At 42.3% G+C, this 18,389-nt stretch carries 22 protein-coding genes; 15 read left to right on the top strand and 7 right to left on the bottom strand.

Annotated features, from left to right (window positions below; translation table 11 throughout):
- Positions 1–4 precede the first annotated feature (4 nt).
- From sufB to yunB, 7 genes are all read left to right on the top strand, one after another.
- The gene (gene sufB / locus CEF17_RS14350) at positions 5–1,402 is read left to right on the top strand and encodes a Fe-S cluster assembly protein SufB (protein ID WP_100400130.1); all 1,398 of its coding nucleotides are present in this window, start codon (positions 5–7) and stop codon (positions 1,400–1,402) included.
- Between the two features lie 153 nt (positions 1,403–1,555).
- Positions 1,556–2,434, top strand: a complete 879-nt coding sequence (locus CEF17_RS14345) for a DUF72 domain-containing protein (RefSeq protein WP_100400129.1) — start codon at positions 1,556–1,558, stop codon at positions 2,432–2,434.
- Between the two features lie 103 nt (positions 2,435–2,537).
- Positions 2,538–3,932, top strand: coding sequence for a bifunctional metallophosphatase/5'-nucleotidase (locus tag CEF17_RS14340; RefSeq protein WP_100400128.1), 1,395 nt, complete (start codon positions 2,538–2,540; stop codon positions 3,930–3,932).
- Between the two features lie 98 nt (positions 3,933–4,030).
- A complete protein-coding gene (locus CEF17_RS14335) occupies positions 4,031–4,333 on the top strand; it encodes a YunC family protein (RefSeq protein WP_054636161.1) in 303 nt (100 codons plus the stop codon).
- 372 nt (positions 4,334–4,705) lie between these two features.
- Complete coding sequence (locus CEF17_RS14330) at positions 4,706–5,500, top strand: thymidylate synthase (RefSeq protein ID WP_100400127.1); 795 nt, start codon at positions 4,706–4,708, stop codon at positions 5,498–5,500.
- Entirely contained in the window at positions 5,497–5,982 is a 486-nt protein-coding gene (locus CEF17_RS14325) for a dihydrofolate reductase (RefSeq protein WP_100400126.1), read from the top strand. The genes CEF17_RS14330 and CEF17_RS14325 overlap by 4 nt, the downstream gene beginning before the upstream one ends.
- Positions 5,983–6,086: 104 nt before the next feature.
- Entirely contained in the window at positions 6,087–6,938 is an 852-nt protein-coding gene (gene yunB / locus CEF17_RS14320; protein WP_100400125.1) for a sporulation protein YunB, read from the top strand.
- Here yunB and CEF17_RS20645 read toward each other — a convergent pair.
- Positions 6,935–7,171, bottom strand: coding sequence for a hypothetical protein (locus CEF17_RS20645; protein ID WP_232725513.1), 237 nt, complete (start codon positions 7,169–7,171; stop codon positions 6,935–6,937). The genes yunB and CEF17_RS20645 overlap by 4 nt on opposite strands.
- A gap of 320 nt (positions 7,172–7,491) precedes the next feature.
- Between CEF17_RS20645 and CEF17_RS14315 the strand changes: the two genes are divergently transcribed.
- The gene (locus CEF17_RS14315; RefSeq protein WP_100400124.1) at positions 7,492–9,021 is read left to right on the top strand and encodes a sodium-dependent transporter; all 1,530 of its coding nucleotides are present in this window, start codon (positions 7,492–7,494) and stop codon (positions 9,019–9,021) included.
- A gap of 5 nt (positions 9,022–9,026) precedes the next feature.
- Positions 9,027–9,134: a methionine/alanine import family NSS transporter small subunit gene (locus CEF17_RS20100; protein WP_157843051.1), complete on the top strand. Its 108-nt coding sequence runs from the start codon at positions 9,027–9,029 to the stop codon at positions 9,132–9,134.
- Positions 9,135–9,162: 28 nt separating this feature from the next.
- Here CEF17_RS20100 and CEF17_RS14310 read toward each other — a convergent pair whose 3' ends face one another.
- Positions 9,163–10,158, bottom strand: a complete 996-nt coding sequence (locus tag CEF17_RS14310; RefSeq protein ID WP_100400123.1) for a M23 family metallopeptidase — start codon at positions 10,156–10,158, stop codon at positions 9,163–9,165.
- Positions 10,159–10,375: 217 nt separating this feature from the next.
- On the opposite strand from CEF17_RS14310, the gene lipA reads away from it, so the two are divergent.
- Positions 10,376–11,293, top strand: a complete 918-nt coding sequence (gene lipA, locus CEF17_RS14305; RefSeq protein ID WP_100400122.1) for a lipoyl synthase — start codon at positions 10,376–10,378, stop codon at positions 11,291–11,293.
- A gap of 39 nt (positions 11,294–11,332) precedes the next feature.
- Here lipA and CEF17_RS14300 read toward each other — a convergent pair whose 3' ends face one another.
- Positions 11,333–11,962 (bottom strand): YhcN/YlaJ family sporulation lipoprotein, encoded by a 630-nt coding sequence (locus CEF17_RS14300; RefSeq protein ID WP_100400121.1) that lies wholly within the window; start codon positions 11,960–11,962, stop codon positions 11,333–11,335.
- A 191-nt stretch (positions 11,963–12,153) separates the two neighbouring features.
- Between CEF17_RS14300 and CEF17_RS14295 the strand changes: the two genes are divergently transcribed.
- Entirely contained in the window at positions 12,154–12,435 is a 282-nt protein-coding gene (locus CEF17_RS14295) for a YutD family protein (RefSeq protein WP_100400120.1), read from the top strand.
- A 217-nt stretch (positions 12,436–12,652) separates the two neighbouring features.
- Here CEF17_RS14295 and CEF17_RS20095 read toward each other — a convergent pair whose 3' ends face one another.
- The 3 genes from CEF17_RS20095 to glpX all read right to left on the bottom strand — a co-directional run bounded on the left by CEF17_RS20095 (position 12,653) and on the right by glpX (position 14,277).
- Positions 12,653–12,823 (bottom strand): hypothetical protein, encoded by a 171-nt coding sequence (locus tag CEF17_RS20095; RefSeq protein WP_157843050.1) that lies wholly within the window; start codon positions 12,821–12,823, stop codon positions 12,653–12,655.
- 176 nt (positions 12,824–12,999) lie between these two features.
- Positions 13,000–13,269 (bottom strand): DUF3055 domain-containing protein, encoded by a 270-nt coding sequence (locus tag CEF17_RS14290; protein WP_100400119.1) that lies wholly within the window; start codon positions 13,267–13,269, stop codon positions 13,000–13,002.
- Between the two features lie 33 nt (positions 13,270–13,302).
- A complete protein-coding gene (gene glpX, locus CEF17_RS14285) occupies positions 13,303–14,277 on the bottom strand; it encodes a class II fructose-bisphosphatase (RefSeq protein WP_100400118.1) in 975 nt (324 codons plus the stop codon).
- A 187-nt stretch (positions 14,278–14,464) separates the two neighbouring features.
- Between glpX and CEF17_RS14280 the strand changes: the two genes are divergently transcribed.
- From CEF17_RS14280 to CEF17_RS14270, 3 genes are all read left to right on the top strand, one after another.
- Positions 14,465–14,926: a DUF86 domain-containing protein gene (locus CEF17_RS14280; RefSeq protein WP_100400117.1), complete on the top strand. Its 462-nt coding sequence runs from the start codon at positions 14,465–14,467 to the stop codon at positions 14,924–14,926.
- Complete coding sequence (locus tag CEF17_RS14275; protein WP_100400116.1) at positions 14,927–15,304, top strand: tautomerase family protein; 378 nt, start codon at positions 14,927–14,929, stop codon at positions 15,302–15,304.
- Positions 15,305–15,435: 131 nt separating this feature from the next.
- Positions 15,436–16,200 (top strand): TIGR01457 family HAD-type hydrolase, encoded by a 765-nt coding sequence (locus CEF17_RS14270; RefSeq protein WP_100400115.1) that lies wholly within the window; start codon positions 15,436–15,438, stop codon positions 16,198–16,200.
- A 254-nt stretch (positions 16,201–16,454) separates the two neighbouring features.
- Here CEF17_RS14270 and CEF17_RS14265 read toward each other — a convergent pair whose 3' ends face one another.
- Positions 16,455–16,949 (bottom strand): phosphatidylglycerophosphatase A family protein, encoded by a 495-nt coding sequence (locus tag CEF17_RS14265; protein ID WP_100400114.1) that lies wholly within the window; start codon positions 16,947–16,949, stop codon positions 16,455–16,457.
- Positions 16,950–17,061: 112 nt separating this feature from the next.
- Between CEF17_RS14265 and yutH the strand changes: the two genes are divergently transcribed.
- Positions 17,062–18,141 carry a spore coat putative kinase YutH gene (gene yutH / locus CEF17_RS14260; protein ID WP_100400113.1) on the top strand — a complete coding sequence of 360 codons (1,080 nt, stop codon included), beginning with the start codon at positions 17,062–17,064 and terminating at the stop codon, positions 18,139–18,141.
- Positions 18,142–18,389: the final 248 nt, after the last annotated feature.

Below are 18,389 nucleotides of genomic sequence, written 5' to 3'. Positions count from 1 at the left end.
TCACATGGCTAAGAAAATGCCTGAAATCGGCGAATATAAATACGGCTTTCATGACAAAGACGTATCGATTTATCGTTCAGAGCGCGGGCTTACTGAAGAGATAGTCCGTCAAATTTCAAAAATCAAAGAAGAGCCGGAATGGATGCTGAACTTCCGGTTGAAGTCTCTAGAGCAGTTTTACAAAATGCCTATGCCTCAGTGGGGCGGAGATCTTGCAGAATTGAAGTTCGATGAGATCACTTATTATGTTAAGCCTTCTGAGCGCTCCGAAAAGTCTTGGGACGAAGTACCAGAAGAAATTAAGAACACATTTGATAAATTGGGGATTCCTGAAGCAGAACAGAAATATCTTGCTGGTGTATCCGCTCAGTATGAATCAGAAGTGGTCTATCACAATATGCAAGAAGACCTTGAAGCTCAAGGAATTATCTTTAAAGATACGGATACAGCGATGAAAGAGGACGAAGAAATTTTCCGTAAGCACTTTGGTACAGTGATTCCTCCATCGGATAACAAATTTGCTGCCTTGAATTCAGCTGTGTGGTCCGGCGGATCCTTTATCTATGTTCCAAAAGGCGTGAAAACTGATACACCTCTACAGGCTTATTTCCGTATTAACTCTGAGAACATGGGTCAGTTTGAGCGTACACTTATTATTGCGGATGAAGGCAGCTCTGTACACTATGTAGAAGGATGTACAGCGCCAGTTTATTCCACAAACTCTCTGCATAGTGCAGTGGTTGAAATCATCGTTAAAAAGGACGCTTACTGCCGTTATACAACCATCCAGAACTGGGCACCTAACATCTTTAACCTGGTAACAAAGCGTGCAGTTGCTGAAGCTGGTGCTACCATGGAGTGGGTTGACGGTAATATCGGTTCAAAGCTGACGATGAAGTATCCAGCCGTCATTATGAAAGGCGAAGGAGCAAAAGGTACAATTCTTTCCATTGCCATTGCCGGGAAAGGGCAGCATCAGGATGCCGGTGCAAAGGTAATGCATTTAGCACCGAATTGCTCTTCAACCATCGTTTCAAAATCAATTTCTAAACACGGGGGTAAGGTAACGTATCGGGGAATTGCTCACTTTGGACGTAAGTCTGAAGGATCCAAGTCCAAGATTGAGTGTGATACTCTTATCATGGACAACGAGTCTACCTCCGATACAATTCCTTACAACGAAATTCTTAATAACAACATTACTCTTGAGCACGAAGCGACAGTTTCTAAAGTGTCAGAGGATCAGTTATTTTATTTGATGAGCCGCGGAATTTCTGAAGAAGAAGCGACAGAAATGATCGTAATGGGCTTTATCGAACCATTTACAAAAGAACTGCCAATGGAGTATGCGGTAGAGATGAACCGTCTTATCCGCTTTGAAATGGAAGGTTCCATCGGGTAAGTCCATTATGACGGCAGCCATGGAAAAGCGAACCCAGATGGGTTCGCTTTTTCTTATGTTTAAGACTTTCAATTTAAAAAAACAGGTGTATGTATTATACTGCTAAGGGAAAATGAGTGGGAACGATAATCAGCTAATTTGGAGGGGCAATCTATGATTTACGTTGGAGTCACAGGCTGGGGGGATCATGATACCCTTTACAGCAAGGGAACGCGCCCAGGTGAGAAATTAAAAGAGTACGGCAGTCATTTTCCTACTGTTGAAGTAGATGCATCTTTTTACGCGGTGCAACCGCAACGAAACTATGAAAAATGGGTGAGGGAAACACCAGATAATTTCAGATTTGTTGTGAAAGCTTACCAGGGCATGACAGGACATGAACGAAAAGAGATCCCATTTGCTTCAAAAGAGGAAATGTACGAAGCATATCTTGAGTCACTAGGACCGGTCATTGAGAGCGGGAAACTTGCGATGGTACTTTGTCAGTTTCCACCCTGGTTCGACTGTAATAAAGAAAATGTAGAGTTCCTCCGCTACACAAAGGATAAATTAGGAACACTCCCGGCAGCTTTGGAATTTAGGAATAATACCTGGTTTTCACCAGAATATTATAATAAGACCTTAGAGTTTATGGAGCGTGAAGAGTGGATTCACAGTATTTGTGACGAGCCGCAAATTGGAGAAGCTTCCGTGCCGACCGTTTTACACCCCACTCATTCTGAAAAAACTCTTATACGTCTTCACGGAAGGAACCATGAAGCGTGGAAAAAGCCAGCCAAAGGAGATAAGTGGAGAGAAACTCGCTATCTTTATAATTATTCGAGGAATGAATTAAACGAATGGCTGGAGAATATTGATAAAATAAAAGACACAACCAAAGATATTTATATGCTCTTTAATAATAATTCTGGCGGAGATGCAGCACCAAATGCAAAATCGTTTTTGGAATTGGCTGGAATCTCTTATGAAGGACTAAATCCAAAACAGCTGAGCTTGTTTGAAGATCATAAAGAAAGTGGGAAGAGTCCTTGAGAGCACCAATGAAAGGATGGCTGTTGTTTTTGCTCTCCCTCTCACCACTCTGGCTAAGAGTGTAAGGGAAAGGGCATGATTTGAAAACGAAGGCGGTGAAGCTATGGCAGACTATCCAATTTATATTTACCATACTAACGATTTACACAGTCACTTATCTCAGTGGCCTTTGGCTGCGGGGTTTTTGAATCACCAGGATAAGTATCATAAAACTCGTAAAGAAACAGCTCTATTCTTTGATATAGGAGATCATGCAGACCGGGTACACCCTATTACAGAAGGAACAAAAGGGAAGGGCAATGTCAGGCTGCTGAATAAAACGCCTATCCATCATGTAACCATAGGAAACAATGAAGGAATCACTTTTTCAAAGGAAGATTTGGATCATTTATATGATGAGGCAGACTTTACGGTTCTCGCAGCTAACTTGTTTGAAAAGGATGGAAGTCGCCCCAGTTGGGCCAAGCCCTATGATTTCATAACTGTTGAGAATGAGACGGTGATAGGCATCATTGGAGTAACGGTGCCGTTTTATCCATTCTACGACCAATTGGGCTGGCAGATAAAGGACCCGGAGACTCTATTACCATCGCTGGTGAGCGAGGTGAAACAAAAGGCTGATATTATCATTCTCCTGTCTCACCTTGGTTATCATAATGATGAGAAAATTGCCCGGGAACATAAGGATATAGATGTAATCCTTGGTGCTCATACTCATAATCTTTTAAAAACAGCACAGAGTATCAGTGGCACGTTAGTGGCTCAGTGCGGAAAGCACGGTTACTATGCGGGACAGATACGTTTGCTTGTTGACGAGGAAACAAAAAGGGTGAAACACAAGGAAGGAGGAGCCATAGACGTCAGCCACCATCCTATGTGTGAAGATACGCAAGTACTTATGGAAGAGCTGCAGATAGAATCAAGTAAGGTTATGGAAACTCCCATTGTTGAACTTAAGCAGCCATTGGAAATTTCATGGACCGAACCTTCAGAGTTTGCCGATATGCTGGCAACAGGTGTGAGAGAATGGTGCGGCACAGAAGTAGCGATGATTAATTCAGGACTGCTTCTTGAATCATTATCTCCTGGGGTGATTACGAGAAGAGAACTTCATCGGCTCTGTCCTCACCCAATCAACCCTTGTATCGTAAAAGTTAAGGGAGCAGTATTAAAGGAAACAATTCATGCAGCATTTACAGAAAAAATGATCCACCTTCCATTAAAAGGATTTGGATTTCGCGGAGAAATGCTGGGGAGAATGGCTTTCAGCGGAATGGAAGTCCATACCACACCTGGAGGCAATGGACACACGCGTGTAGATGGTATCTACATCAATGGCAAAGCTATCGAATTACAAGAATATTACTCGGTAGCGACTGCTGACATGTTTACGTTTGGTCCCTTGTACCCTGGACTGTCCCAGGCTGAATACAAGGAATACTTCATGCCTGAGTTAATGAGAGATATACTGGCAAAAACACTAAAAGACTACGCCTAGGACCTTTCTCTTTTGTAAACACCTTCTCTGATGGCACGTGAGATGATTACTCTGCATATAGTAGGGGCGAGAGGTGTATAGGAGGGGGGCGTTAAATAATGATGAAAATGGAGCCTGTTGAAATACAAGGAAAACTGTTTAAAGCTGTCACTGTAGATTTACCGAAGACCAAACTAATGGCAGTGACGAATGAAAAAGGATATATTATGTGCGGAGCGCTGGACGTAGGCTTATTAAACGCCAAGTTAAAAGATCGTAAAGTCATAGCTGGCCGAGCCGTGGGAGTCAGGAGCATAGAAGAGCTTCTGGAGGCTCCTCTTGAATCTGTTACAGTCGAAGCAGAGAAGATGGGCATTACGAAAGGCATGCCAGGTAAAGAAGCACTGCTTAAAATGGTATGAATAACTGACCGGTTTATTGAGACCGGTCTTTTCCTTTAGGAAACCACGGTGGTTTCCTATTTTTTATGCCCTTTTAAAGAGGTAGGCACGAGATTCCTTTCAGCTCGCTTGTAACGGTGTCATCTTTGCGGTGGACAGGAGCGGTGGCAGCTGTTTTGCGATCAACAAACGGACTCTCTTTGTCTGTCTGGTAAGCTGGATTTTTTGAAAGCAACGAGCATTTATTTACAGTAGGAGGCCTTTTTTCAAGCGCACGGGGGCAGACAAAATTTGCGAGACTTTGTGTAAAACAGGCAGAGTAAGAGTAGAGAAAAAATTTGTGGCAGGTGTTACAATGGGAAGTAATGATTTAACAGAAGGGCGGTACAAGGCATGCAGCAATATTTGGACCTATGTCGGCATATCTTAGACAATGGAACGAAAAAAGAAGACAGGACAGGAACGGGAACAATAAGCACCTTTGGCTATCAAACCAGGTTTAATCTTCAAGAAGGGTTCCCTGTTATTACAACGAAGAAGCTCCATCTCCGTTCTATCATCCACGAACTCCTCTGGTTTTTAAAAGGGGACACCAACGTGAAATATCTGCAGGATAATAACGTAAGAATTTGGAATGAGTGGGCTGATGAAGATGGTGAGCTTGGCCCTATATACGGAAAGCAATGGAGATCCTGGGAGGGAGCAAACGGACGGACGGTTGACCAAATATCTGATGTAATTAACCAAATTAAAAATAATCCTGACTCCAGAAGATTAATTGTTAATGCATGGAACGCTGCTGAAATTGAGGATATGGCTCTGGCTCCCTGCCACTGCCTGTTTCAATTCTACGTGGTAGACGGCAAGCTTTCCTGCCAGCTGTATCAGCGGAGCGCCGATGTGTTTCTGGGTGTCCCCTTTAATATTGCATCATACGCTCTCTTAACAAAAATGATTGCCCAGGTTTGTGACCTGGAGGCACATGAATTTATCCATACCTTTGGGGATGCGCATATTTATTTAAACCATGTAGAACAAATACAGCTTCAATTAACAAGAGAGCCTCGACCCCTCCCGACAATGGGAATAAATCCAAAGGTAAAATCGATTTTTGATTTTACTATTGATGATTTCATTTTAAAAGGGTACGACCCTCATCCACATATTAAAGGAGAAGTTTCTGTATGATTTCGTTTATTGTAGCGATGGACAAGCAAGGAGTTATTGGGAAAGACAATAAGCTGCCATGGCACCTGCCGGCCGATTTAAAGCACTTCAAAGAGACGACGATTGAATCACCTATTGTCATGGGAAGAAAAACCTTTGAATCCATTGGAAAACCTCTTCCAAAAAGGACAAACGTTATTTTAACCAAAGATGAGAACTATACAGCAGAAGGGTGTGAAATCATTCATTCCCCTGAGGACGTTCATAATTACGGAGATGATCATGGAGAGGTTTTTGTAATTGGAGGAGCTAAGGTGTTTGAAGAGCTCTTTCCTGAAGCTGAAAAATTGTACCTTACAATAATAGATGAGAAATTTGATGGCGATACCTACTTTCCAGACTGGAATGAGGAAGAATGGAAGCTAATCGAGGAAAAGGAAGGAACAGTGGATGAGAAAAATAAGTATCCACACCGGTTTCTAACTTATAAAAGAAAAGGCTAGGATAAAGGGAGATCTTCCCTTTTATACACCATGGTAGGAAAAAGGATAAGTATATACCCCGTCCCCTCTTGCATACACATGAAGTAGGCAAAGGGGGCATTTTTATGGGGAAGCACAGAAGATGGAAAAGACAAAAAGGACCCCTCCCATTTCGGTATGTCTTTTTGCTTTCGTCAATAATCTTTATTGCGCTCACAATTCAGGGATTGTGGCTGGTGGATCAGGGGATCCGTCCAACCTTAATTGCAATTGCAAAAACAGAAACACAAAAAATTGCTACTCAGGCTATAAATGATGCTATTTCAAAGAAAATTGTAGAAAACATTGATATGGAAGAGCTCATGGTCATTGAGAAGGATAACCAAGGAAATATTACATCCGTAGGCTTTAATCCTCAGGTTTCAAACAGGGTGCTTTCTGAAGCTACGTTAAGGGTACAAAAGTATTTAAAAATGGTAGAAGAGGGCAAAATTGAGGATTTAGGTCTCCCGGATGGAATAGAGATGGAGTTTGATAAAGAAACTTTTACTGAAAACGGCATTATTCATATGATCCCCCTTGGGCAGGCGACCAATAATGCCCTGCTCGCTCATTTAGGCCCTAAGGTTCCTGTACGTTTTACAGCGATTGGTGATGTAAAAGCAACGATGACTGAGTCAATTTATGAGTCAGGAATCAATAACACCTATATAAGGGTTTCCCTTGATCTGGAAGTAGACGTCAAAGTCGTTATCCCTTTTGCCACTGATGACGCAGTAGTGCCAACCTCAATTCCTATCGGCATGGTGTTTGTTTCTGGTCAGGTACCGGAGTTTTACAATCAAGGGCAAGGTGATATGCCGGCACCGGCAATCATACAGGAAAAGGATCTTGAAGATATTATCCATCCTAGAGAAGAGAATGAAGAAGAGACTCTTGAAGTTCCTGATCAGGAGATGGAAATAGTCCCTGACTAAAAAGAAAACCATAGGAGATATTTTAAGAGAGTGTCCCAAAAGCGTAAACTTTTGCGGAAAACTCTCTTTTTTTGGTTGTGATATTTGTTATAAAATGCTCCATAAGCATCTAAGGATACAAGCGCGTCAGCCACTCCTGTTTTCTTCATTTGCAATTGCGGTGCCTCGTAAAAACACCCTGGGGAATCCTTGGCGCGTGTTATCTCACAGGCGTCACGCGATTTTACAATCAAATGACTTATTATTGATTTTCCTTTTTTTTGCAAAAAAGGAGGAAAGGTATTAGTTACATAGAACATTTGTAAGGAGGAAGAGTAAGGGATATTTACACAAACATCAAGTCATTTAGAAAAAAACGTTTTGACAATGGTTATAATAAAAAATATAATGAGATAACGAATTGTCAAAAAAAGTCGAAAAGGAGGAAAGTTCACAACTCAAACGCTGTGCAAGGGTGGAAAAAGAAGATAATACATCTAGTCTAACTTGTATTTTTCTGAATATTCTTTATTGTAGTAACCAATCTAAAAAGAGATGAAGGGGGAAGGTTCCCATGAGAGAGCAGTGGGGAACTAGAGCAGGTTTTATTTTAGCGGCCGTAGGTTCGGCTATTGGCCTGGGCAACATTTGGCGGTTCCCGGCAGTAGCATATGAAAACGGCGGCGGGGCATTCTTTATTCCTTATTTATTTGCATTGTTAACTGCAGGTATTCCGTTGTTGATTCTGGAATTTACTATCGGTCACAAGTATCGCGGATCTGCACCGCTGAGTTATGCGCGGATGAACAGAAAGGCAGAATGGATCGGATGGTGGGCTGTATTTGTCTCGTTTGTCATTTCAACCTACTACGCTGTCATTATTGCTTGGGCAATGTCTTACAGTGTTTTCGCCATTAACCAGACATGGGGAGAGGATACTGAAGGATTTTTATTCGGGGATTACTTAAACCTTGCCGAGGTGCCCGGACAGGTAGGAAGCTTTGTCCCTGGTGTTTTAATACCATTAATTATTGTCTGGGTCGTAACACTTGGTGTGTTATTTAGAGGGGTTCAAAAAGGAATTGAGTGGGCTAACCGTATTTTTATTCCAACACTTGTTGTCTTATTCTTAATTATAGTTATTCGTGCGGTTACGCTGCCAGGAGCTGTAGACGGTCTCCAGGCATTTTTCGAACCTAACTTTGAAACTATTACATCAGGAAGTGTATGGGTCGCGGCATACGGACAAATTTTCTTTAGTTTGTCGATAGCCTTTGCCATTATGATCACGTATTCCAGTTATCTTCCAAAGAAATCTGACATCACAAACAATGCCTTTATTACAGGATTTAGTAATTCAAGCTTTGAATTACTTGCAGGTATTGGAGTGTTTGCTGCCCTTGGTTTTATGGCCATGCAGGCAGGCGTTGGTGTATCTGAAGTAGTAGCCGGTGGTATTGGCCTTGCTTTTGTGGTCTTTCCAATGATAATAAATGAGTTTCCGGCTTTAAACGGACTGTTTGGCTTTTTGTTCTTTGCCTCACTTGTCCTTGCAGGTTTATCATCTTTAATCTCAATTTCTGAAACTTACGTCAAAGGGATCTCTGAAAAGTTTGGAATTTCCAGAGCAAAGGCTGTAACGATTGGTGGAGGGATTGCAGCATTGATCTCCTTGGTCTTTGCTACGCAAGGTGGATTGTTCTTCCTCGATGCTGCGGATTACTTTATTAACCAGTTTGGTATAGCCTTTATTGGTCTCGTCCAGGTAGTGGCTATAGCGTGGATCATGCGTAAGCTTAATGTGTTTCAGGATCACGCCAATGGTATTTCGGATATCCGTCTTGGTCTTTGGTGGAAGGTTTGTTTAGGCGTCATTACACCAGTTGTTTTAGGGTACATGATGTTTGATCTCTTCAGAACAAACCTTCTTGGTCTGTTTGATACTGAAACCGGTAACTATGAAGGATATTCAGATGCATTTATTCTTTGGGGCGGTTGGGCTGTAGCTGCCTTTGCAATTATTGCAGGGTTTGTCTTTATGGCAATCCGCTGGAGAGATCGTGACATAATTGATGAAGATGATTCAAAAGAAAGGGAGGGATGATAGCTATGACTGGCAGCGCACTGTTTATGATGATTTTAGGGATGATGATTATCTGGGGCGGTATGGCAGGAAGCATAATCCACGCCCGCAGAGTATCAAAGAATAAACGTTAAAAAAGCAGGGGAGAAAAGCTCCCCTGCTTTATTTTTTTCTTCTTTCTTGCTTTTCCCAGGAACGAAGGTTTGGGTACGGGTCAAAAGACCATTCAGTGTAGCCATTATCCCTATACATCCCGTAATGGAGGTGAGGAGGGAATTTTCCCTGGGTGCCCGGCTTTCCGTATCCGGAGCTTCCGACATACCCAATAACAGTACCTGGTTCAACAAGTGTCCCTTTTTTAATGTCCTTTTCAAAACCGCTTAAATGTGCGTAGTAATGATAAACATTGTTGTTGTCCCTGATTCCAATCCGCCAGCCTCCAAACCTGTTCCAGCCTTTCAGTTCAACGACACCATATGTGGTAGAGCGAACCGGCGTGTTGTACCCTGCAAAAATATCGGTTCCTTCATGTATTCTTCTTCCGCCCCACCCTCTACGATCTCCCCACGTACTGCGGTAACTATAGTTATAGTTTAAAGGGACAGGGAAAACCCGGTCATCGAGGTCAAGCTTTTGATGTTTTTGATATAGATCTGCATGGCCTTTAATGATGTTGACTGCCTGGTCCCGCTGATAGTAGTCCCACAAGCCGATTTCTATATTATCGTCATCATGGCCGTAAGAGGCTAAATAGCTGGCAAAGGTAAATAATATATCCATGTCGTTTGTCCGGGAAGCCTTGCCATCCTGATCTCCATCAAGACCAATCCCTTCAAATAAGGCTAAAGAATAAGGGTCTTCATCTTCCCAATCGGGGTTTAACGGCCCCGCCCACTCTTTGGGAGCATAAAAGATACTGATAAGTCCTTCCGTTTCTTCCCTGTCTTTTCTGGCCCGCCGTATTCCTCTTTCATAAGCGTCTACGGCTGCCAGCCAGTACCAGGGAACGTAAGTAACGGCTTCCATCTGTTTATAAAGGGTCATACGTCCTTTATAAATATCATCAGCTGACATTTCTTCTGCTGCAATACCTTGATGGAGAGGCAAAGAAAGACAAATGATTATAGCTGATATAAAAATAAGGAAAAATCGTTTCATGTCTATACTCCTACCTTTCAGAAACGGTATCTGCTTGTTAGTGTGACCTATTTATTTAAAAAAGATAAAGACAATCATTGGAAACAAACAGGATGTTTGGTAGAAAAGTTCTGAACGTGTTAAAGTATAAAAAGAACAGGAAGCAGAGAGTTCCATTACTGTTACATAGCGCTCTGCCTTTCCTCCAATACAGTACAATTTACTGGAGTGATGAAGCTTGGCTAAGCAAGAAGAATACATTCGGAAACCAGAATGGTTGAAGATTAAGCTTAATACAAACGAATCCTATAAAGGCTTAAAGAAAATGATGCGTGAAAAAAACCTCCATACCGTGTGTGAGGAGGCAAAATGCCCTAATATTCATGAGTGCTGGGCAGAACGAAAAACGGCAACTTTTATGATTCTTGGCGATGTATGTACAAGAGCCTGTCGTTTTTGTGCAGTAAAAACGGGCCTCCCTACTGAATTAGATTGGGATGAACCAGAACGAGTGGCTGAGTCTGTTGAGCAGATGGGGCTTAAACATGCAGTAATTACAGCAGTAGCCCGCGACGATTTAAAGGATGGCGGAGCAGCTGTGTTTGCTGAAACTGTCCGTGCAGTACGCCGGCGGAATCCATACTGTACGATTGAGGTACTGCCTTCTGATATGATGGGAATGGAAGAGAATTTAAAAACTTTAATGGAAGCACGGCCAAATATTTTAAATCACAATATCGAAACGGTAAAACGCCTTACTCCAAGAGTAAGAGCCCGGGCTACCTATGACCGTTCACTTGAATTCCTCCGCTATGCAAAAGAGCTGCATTCTGACATCCCGACAAAATCCAGCTTGATGATCGGTCTAGGGGAAACAAAGGAAGAAATTATTGAAACAATGGACGATCTGCGGGCACACGATGTGGATATTATGACAATCGGACAATATTTGCAGCCATCTAAAAAGCATCTGAAGGTTCAGAAATACTACCATCCAGATGAGTTTGCCGAGCTAAGAGAAATTGCTATGTCCAAAGGATTTAAGCATTGTGAAGCCGGACCGCTTGTTCGTTCGTCCTATCACGCAGATGAACAGGTTAACGAAGCACAGGTGAATGAAGAAGCTCAAAAGTATCAGGCAGAACAGCAATTTTAATCGGATTTCTTTTCTATCTTGAAAAAGAACCGCTCCTATTTATTGAATGGGAGCGGTTCTTGCTAATTCTCCGTCTTCTTCTGCATCAAATCGGTTATCCAAGTACTTTGTAGATGGTGGCTGTTCTGTTGATTCCACCATATCTTCAATGGTTTGGGAGAGGATTTTCTGAATATCTCTTGTTTGCGGGCCTACGGTTTGAAAACGCTCAATGTCTTCCATCATCGCTGGATTATCCGTGATATAGACTTCATAATAGTAGGGCACCATTGCTTCTGCCACCATCTTGGTCTGCTGAGCTACAACATCCCGGTCGTCCCGTTCTGTGTCATATGCAACTAATACATGATGGTTTGTAACAAGAACACATGCTTCCTCTACCGGTGTGGTTTTGACAAGCATTTGACTAATCCCTTCAGCAGATTGCTGGCGATTTATATAATCTGTTGTTTTTGGTGTGTGTTCGAGTGCTTCTTCGTTTTTCTTATGCCTTACCATCCCAAAATGCTGAGGATCTCCCTGGGTTTCGTCGGTGACGTAATTAAGGTGATTCTCCGGCTCATGTACCTGAAGAGGATTGGGTTGAGCTTCTCCCCCGAACATTTGACCACAGCCGCCCAGCATAAGACAGCCAGATAAAACGGCAGCGGTTAAAACTCCTTTTTTCATCTGAAACACCTCCTTACTTGTAGTATTCTTCTCAGTTCAGAAAAACATGATGGTAAATACTAGGACTCAGCATTAATGAGAGAAAGAGACATTGAGCTGTAATGGTAAGTTGCAAAAATAATTAATGAAATCAAAAATTTTAGCAATGAATAGATTGTGGTACAATAGACAAGGTAAGCGAGGTGAGAAGTGTGGTAAGCATTCAAAACCAGCAATATGAAGTGATTAATGATTTCAGGAACGGATGGAATGAGGAAGAGTTTATCGGCCGGTACAGTGAAGTATTAAATAAGTATGACTACATCGTTGGAGACTGGGGGCATAGCCAGCTTCGACTGAGAGGCTTTTTTGAAGATACCCACAAAAAGGCGACATTTGATACAAAAATTAGTACATTAGATGAATATATATATGAATACTGCAATTTTGGCTGTGCTTATTTTGTCTTGAAAAAAATCCGGAACTCCGACTAGGATCCGGGTTTTTTTAGTTAGGCTATGGTAAAGGAGAATTTTTAGATAAACGCGCGAGCCATTAGCGGGAATAGCAGAGCTGAAGATACCCCAAGGTTGTATCCCCTTGGAGCTGAGGCATGCTTTAGGTATAGAAAGACACCATGAATAATGGAATGAAGCATGAATGGACCTCGCGCTCGAACCTTTAGGGCAGTTGAATGTAACAAGCCTTTGGTTAAGAAGTGGTGGGAGGATGATTTGCTCGTTCATACTCAAGGTCTCTATATGGTTCATCCGGCCAGTAGTCCTTACCTGAGACCGATTGTCCATCAGTTCGTTGTTTTTCATGGTTTGAGGGATCTGTATAATACGAGTCCCTCTTTTCAGAATGCGATTGTTTCTTCATAACAGCAGTCTCCTCCATCTTTTTATTCTTATTAGTTAGTCAGGATTAATGAAATTATTCATCAAGCTAAGGAGAGACTGATCCTAGGGTAATATAAGCCTTCCAAGCAGACCCATTTCTTATGTCAAAAAAAGAAGCCTGCGGCAAGTACTTGCTGCAGGCTTCTTTGACCTTTTTTATACAACTTCATATAAGAAAGAGCGGAGTTCAGAAGCTTCTTCTTCATTTAAACGGTAGGCGTGTTCAATATATCCCGGTTCCTCTAAATCATCGGATCCAACAATGGCAAAACGGTTTGATTGCATATCAAGGACAATTTGTTTTCCGTAATGACGGCCGCTTGAAATGATTGCCAGGTCGAAGCGTTGGCTTTCACCCATGAAGCTTACAAATCTCGTTTTTGTTTCTTCGATATCGTCATATAGAAAAAATCTTTCTTCTGACATCTAATGTCCTCCTTTATGAGGGAAAGAAGAGATCTACTCTTCCTCCATAATAAGGTGAGGCTTATTCTCCAGGTGGTGATGTGCTTTAATATATCTGACTGTGCGGGTTTTGGCACGCATGACGATGGAATCTGTTTCGGCAAGGTCTCCGCCTAGAAAGCGGACACCTTGCAGGAGTTCCCCGGATGAAACCCCTGATGCTGCAAAGATAGCATCATCACCTTTTACAAGGTCATTGAGCTGGAGCACCTGAGTGGGATCTTCAAGTCCCATATCCCGGCATCGCTGCTCTTCTTCTTCATTAGATGGCACAAGGCGAGCCTGCATGTCTCCTCCCAATGCTTTGATAGCGGCAGCGGAGATAACACCCTCAGGCGCGCCACCTGTACCCACAAATAAGTCAATTCCCGTTTGGGGCAGGGCAGTTGCAATGGAGGCTCCTACATCACCATCTCCAAACAGCTTGACTCTTGCTCCTTTTTTTCGTACTCGTTCCACAATTTCATCATGACGTTCACGTTCCTGGATAATAACAGTAAGGTCACGAACACGTTTATTATTCATTTTGGCTATAATATCAATTGTTTTTTCAATAGGATCATCGATACGGACAAGGCCGGCAGCTTTTGGACCAACCACGATTTTTTCCATATACATATCCGGAGCATGAAGAAGTGTTCCTCTATCAGCTACAGCAATGACCGCCATAGCGTTAGGGTGTCCTTTGGCAACAATGTTTGTCCCTTCAAGTGGATCAACAGCAATATCCACTTCAGGACCGTTGCCGTTTCCAACTTCCTCTCCTATGTAAAGCATTGGTGCTTCATCAAGTTCTCCTTCTCCAATCACAACTGTCCCCTTACAGCTGACAGAATCAAACATGGTTCTCATGGCAGTTGTTGCAGCGTCATCTGCTTCAATCTTTAATCCGCGGCCAAGCCATTGTGCTGAGGCTAAGGCAGCAGCTTCTGTAACACGTACAATCTCTAATGCTAACTCTCGCTCCACTTTGATACCCTCCGAACTTTATTATAATAAAATGGTTTATTTGTTAGTGAAAGAAGTCATGTCTATCCTACCATAATTTTGTCCCGCGTACGTAATGTCAATGATCTGCTTGTATACATGAGGGGCTAGGTGAGCAAAAAAGTTATGCTATACTTATACATAAATCAATAAGAGAGCGGGGGAGACAATGTATTTTGTGGATCGAAACCAAATTGAAAACAACCTTATATATATAGAAGAGTTACGTCAAGTGTTTCAATCAAATACTCTTACTGATTCTGAGGTTGGAAAATTAGCCTTAGAGCGTATCACTCATGGTTTCATTGAAGCTTTCATTGATGTAGGAAACCAGATGATTGACGGTTTTATCATGAGGGACCCAGGAAGTTATGAAGATATTTTGGATATATTAAACGACGAAAAAGTCATTCCTGAAAACGAGGCGGAATCGTTTAAAGAAGTGATACGGCTGCGAAAAGATCTCGTATCAAGCTACACAAAGATAGATCATCATCACTTTCAACAGGTGCTGGAGAAAAACATAGAAGTCGTGCATGCCTTTCCAGGCCACGTCAGGTCATACTTAGAAAAAGAATTAGGACCGGTTTCTGCTTTTCTGCCTGAGAATGAAAACAAGGAGGGAAAGTAAATGCCATATGTGAGCCTTGCATTAAAGGCGCAACATAACGGACTGTCTGTAAACAAAAAGAACCAGTTAATCAGAAGGTTTACAGAAGTACTCAAAGACACATTGGGGAAAAATCCTGCTACTACACTCGTTGTCATCCACGAAGATGACGAAGAGTCAGCAAATAGGGACAACACCTCCCTTTTATATCAGGTGACAAGTGAAAAAGGACGCCCGACCGAGGATGAAAAAGATACCTTACGCGAAGAAGGTATTCGCATTTTAAAAGAAATTCTTGAGCATGGAGATGATCCAGTCGACATCCAAATTAAAGAAATCAGCACTGATAACTGGGGGCTTGGCGGGGAAAGCATTACGGAAAAAAGAAAAAAAGAATAGAAAGGCTTTAAAACCAACAGCTTTTTTTATAGAGAGCTCTAGTGGGTATGGGAGCGCTGATGACTGGTGATGCAATTACTGGCCAGCTCCCATCAGGTTCAACACATAGCAGATCAGAAAGGAAGAGATAGATGACGGCATACAAGGGATACTTAATCGATTTAGATGGCACTGTGTACAGAGGAAAAGAGATCATACCCGAAGCAGTAGAATTTGTAAGCTCTTTAAAAGAGCAGAATCTTCCTTACTTGTTTGTGACAAACAATTCCTCAGAAACTCCAGAAAGCGTAGCACAAAAACTTCAAAACATGGGCATTCCCTGTGAAACAAAACATGTCTTTACCTCTAGTATGGCTACCGCATCTTATTTAACTGAGCAAAGGGAAAAACAATCCGCCTACGTCATTGGTGAAGATGGTATCCAAAAGGCTCTTGAGCAGGCGGGCATCACTTATGAAGAAGATCAACCAGGGTTTGTAGTGATGGGGATAGACCGGGGCATTACATATGAAAAGCTTGCCAAAGCAGCACTGGCTGTAAGAAATGGAGCTCGTTTTATTGCGACAAACAAGGATGTCTCACTGCCATCTGAAAGAGGACTGCTGCCTGGAAATGGTTCATTTGTGTCAGTTATTTCTCTTTCCACAGGTGTAGAGCCGACAGTGATTGGAAAACCGGAATCCATTATTGTCGAGCAAGCCCTGGAAAGAATAAACTTGTCCAAAGAAGAGGTGCTGATGGTCGGTGACAACTATGATACCGATATCCTGGCAGGTATCAATGGAGGCATTGATACATTAATGGTGCACACGGGTGTTACGACTGCAGAGCAATTAAAGGAAAAACAGGAGCAGCCGACACATGTTGTTTCTTCCTTAAAGGAATGGAAGATTTAAAAAGACAGAGACATTGACAAAGCAAGGTTAAAAAATAAACATTTTGACACAGATCTGTCTTCATGAACCGCTAAAGCAGAAAACCGAACCATTCAAAAAATGGGTCGGTTTTCTGCTTTTTTGTACCAGCCTCGTTCCAACTTGTGCAGGAGGCCATACATTTAAGAGGTCCCCTTCACCGTTGCCATGATTGGAACCGGTGATCCCGGCTTGGCAAAATTAAGGGGTCCAGAAGGCTTCCGGCTTTTAAAAAATTATTCTACATTGGCTGCACGGTGGGCGAGTCTGCTTGAAGCTGCAGCTGCAATAGCCCCGACAATGTCATCGAGAAAAGTATGACATTCACCAGTGGATTTATCATTAAGTTTTTTCAGGATCCCTGGTTTCACTTTGTCGATATAACCGTAGTTTGTAAAACCAATAGAGCCGTAAACATTAACAATTGAAAGAGCAATAATCTCATCAATGCCATACAAGCCTTCGTCGTTTTCTAAGATTTCCTGCAGCGGCTCGGTTATTGCTTTTTTTTCAGTTAATCGATCCAGCTCTATCCCTGTAATAATAGCGTTTTGCACCTCCCGTTTTCCCAATACATGCTCCACGTTGGCTTTGCACGCTTCCATCGTAAGTTCTGGGAAGTATTGAGATTGAAGAAAATGTACTAATTCAGCGATCTTATCCGTCGTGACTCCTCTTTCCTTTAGTAATGAAATTGCTGTTTCCTTAAGAGGATGGTGCTGATAAACCATTTATATCACCTGTCTTTTTTATTCTTTTGCTCTCTGGAATTTACAAGACTCTGCTCTCTTAGTGTGTCTTAATGCAGAGAGGATATCCCTTCTTTGTGAAAGGTTTCCGTGTATGGGTCATAAACTATTATATGAACTAAAAAGGAGAGGTGACCGGGCTTTGTTTGAAAGGAATGTATATGACGGATACGGGCTGTACTGCAGAGAAAGGTTCCAGGCTGGCATGTACGAAGGATTTTCAGCTGACAGCGGAACATACATTTTTGTGCCGAAACTGGAAACAGGAAGAGGAACCCTGAAAGAAAAAATCTCATGGGCGGAAGCACTGAAACAAAACGGCGGCATACAGGTTGCACAGTTTGTTCAATCTGTTAATGGCCGTGAAACGATTCCGATTGATGGCGAACAAAGAATGCTGTTTTATATTCCCGAGGAGAAAAGAACAGTCGGTCACATGACAGAAACCGGCTCTTCCCTGGGGATGTTTCATAAACAAGGGAGTCATCTGGGTACTGCTTCAGATTCTTCGACTGTATCGTTTGGCATGAGATGGAGTCAGTGGTGGGAAATGAGAATTGACCAGCTAGAAAGCTGGTATGCAAAAGTAAGCCAGCAAACTGACTTTACTTCCTTTGACCGCTGGTTCATTTTAACGTTTCCCTATTACCTGGGATTAACTGAAAACGCAATTCAATGGCTGAGGGAGATGGAGAGCAGCCGGGGGTATTCAGCAAAAGAAGGAGGATCATTAAGTCACTTTCGTTTTACAGAGGGAACGTGGCTGACAGTGGATCCGGAAAGAACTGAAGTGAAACTGCCGTCCGACTGGCTCTATGACCACCCTGCAAGAGATGTGGCAGAATGGCTGCGAGAGGCGTTTTTTCAACAGGAGCCAACTCAGCGAATAGAGTCCTTTTTACACCACTACCTTCAGCACAATGCGTTTACAGACCGGGATTGGATGATGGTGTTTGGAAGGCTTGTTTTTCCTTATTTATATATTGAGCAGGTGGAAAAGCACTATATGTATGAAAGCTCCACTCTTGGCAAAGAAATGGAATGGAGTGTTGAGGAGATATGGGAACGAGAAGGTATTTACCTGGAACAGCTCGGGGAGCTTGGTAGAAACCTGGGACGGAATTGGCCGGGTAAAATAGATTGGATTCTTCAAAGAGAGGGACGGCTGCGATAGCCCCTCTTTTTTTTGATCTTACATTACGTAGAGAAATAGAAAGTGCGATAGAAATGGCCAGCATATTTTTCGTTAACAAAAAGTGAGAAAAGTGTCTACCCTCTTGTAAAAAGTACGGGAAAATTCTATAATGTCCATTATAGTGAGACAATTGTTCGTCTCTTATATACATTCTTTCCATTCCGCATAAAATTGACAATGATTTAAGTTATGTGTGATGATATAAATTATTTGCATCAATGGAAAAA

Origin of the sequence: Bacillus sp. FJAT-44742 (assembly GCF_002797315.1) — a bacterium.
GTDB classification, from domain to species: domain Bacteria; phylum Bacillota; class Bacilli; order Bacillales; family Marinococcaceae; genus Thalassorhabdus; species Thalassorhabdus alkalitolerans.
This window is presented reverse-complemented; position numbering and strand designations above follow the sequence as displayed.

Bases quoted from the DNA above. Each gene is read 5' to 3' on its own strand.
- sufB (WP_100400130.1), top strand. From the start codon at position 5: ATGGCTAAGAAAATGCCTGAAATCGGCGAATATAAATACGGCTTTCAT.
- CEF17_RS14345 (WP_100400129.1), top strand. From the start codon at position 1,556: ATGATTTACGTTGGAGTCACAGGCTGGGGGGATCATGATACCCTTTAC.
- CEF17_RS14340 (WP_100400128.1), top strand. From the start codon at position 2,538: ATGGCAGACTATCCAATTTATATTTACCATACTAACGATTTACACAGT.
- CEF17_RS14335 (WP_054636161.1), top strand. From the start codon at position 4,031: ATGATGAAAATGGAGCCTGTTGAAATACAAGGAAAACTGTTTAAAGCT.
- CEF17_RS14330 (WP_100400127.1), top strand. From the start codon at position 4,706: ATGCAGCAATATTTGGACCTATGTCGGCATATCTTAGACAATGGAACG.
- CEF17_RS14325 (WP_100400126.1), top strand. From the start codon at position 5,497: ATGATTTCGTTTATTGTAGCGATGGACAAGCAAGGAGTTATTGGGAAA.
- yunB (WP_100400125.1), top strand. From the start codon at position 6,087: ATGGGGAAGCACAGAAGATGGAAAAGACAAAAAGGACCCCTCCCATTT.
- CEF17_RS14315 (WP_100400124.1), top strand. From the start codon at position 7,492: ATGAGAGAGCAGTGGGGAACTAGAGCAGGTTTTATTTTAGCGGCCGTA.
- CEF17_RS20100 (WP_157843051.1), top strand. From the start codon at position 9,027: ATGACTGGCAGCGCACTGTTTATGATGATTTTAGGGATGATGATTATC.
- CEF17_RS14310 (WP_100400123.1), bottom strand. From the start codon at position 10,158: ATGAAACGATTTTTCCTTATTTTTATATCAGCTATAATCATTTGTCTT.
- CEF17_RS14300 (WP_100400121.1), bottom strand. From the start codon at position 11,962: ATGAAAAAAGGAGTTTTAACCGCTGCCGTTTTATCTGGCTGTCTTATG.
- CEF17_RS20095 (WP_157843050.1), bottom strand. From the start codon at position 12,823: ATGAAGAAACAATCGCATTCTGAAAAGAGGGACTCGTATTATACAGAT.
- CEF17_RS14290 (WP_100400119.1), bottom strand. From the start codon at position 13,269: ATGTCAGAAGAAAGATTTTTTCTATATGACGATATCGAAGAAACAAAA.
- CEF17_RS14280 (WP_100400117.1), top strand. From the start codon at position 14,465: ATGTATTTTGTGGATCGAAACCAAATTGAAAACAACCTTATATATATA.
- CEF17_RS14275 (WP_100400116.1), top strand. From the start codon at position 14,927: ATGCCATATGTGAGCCTTGCATTAAAGGCGCAACATAACGGACTGTCT.
- CEF17_RS14270 (WP_100400115.1), top strand. From the start codon at position 15,436: ATGACGGCATACAAGGGATACTTAATCGATTTAGATGGCACTGTGTAC.
- CEF17_RS14265 (WP_100400114.1), bottom strand. From the start codon at position 16,949: ATGGTTTATCAGCACCATCCTCTTAAGGAAACAGCAATTTCATTACTA.
- yutH (WP_100400113.1), top strand. From the start codon at position 17,062: ATGGGTCATAAACTATTATATGAACTAAAAAGGAGAGGTGACCGGGCT.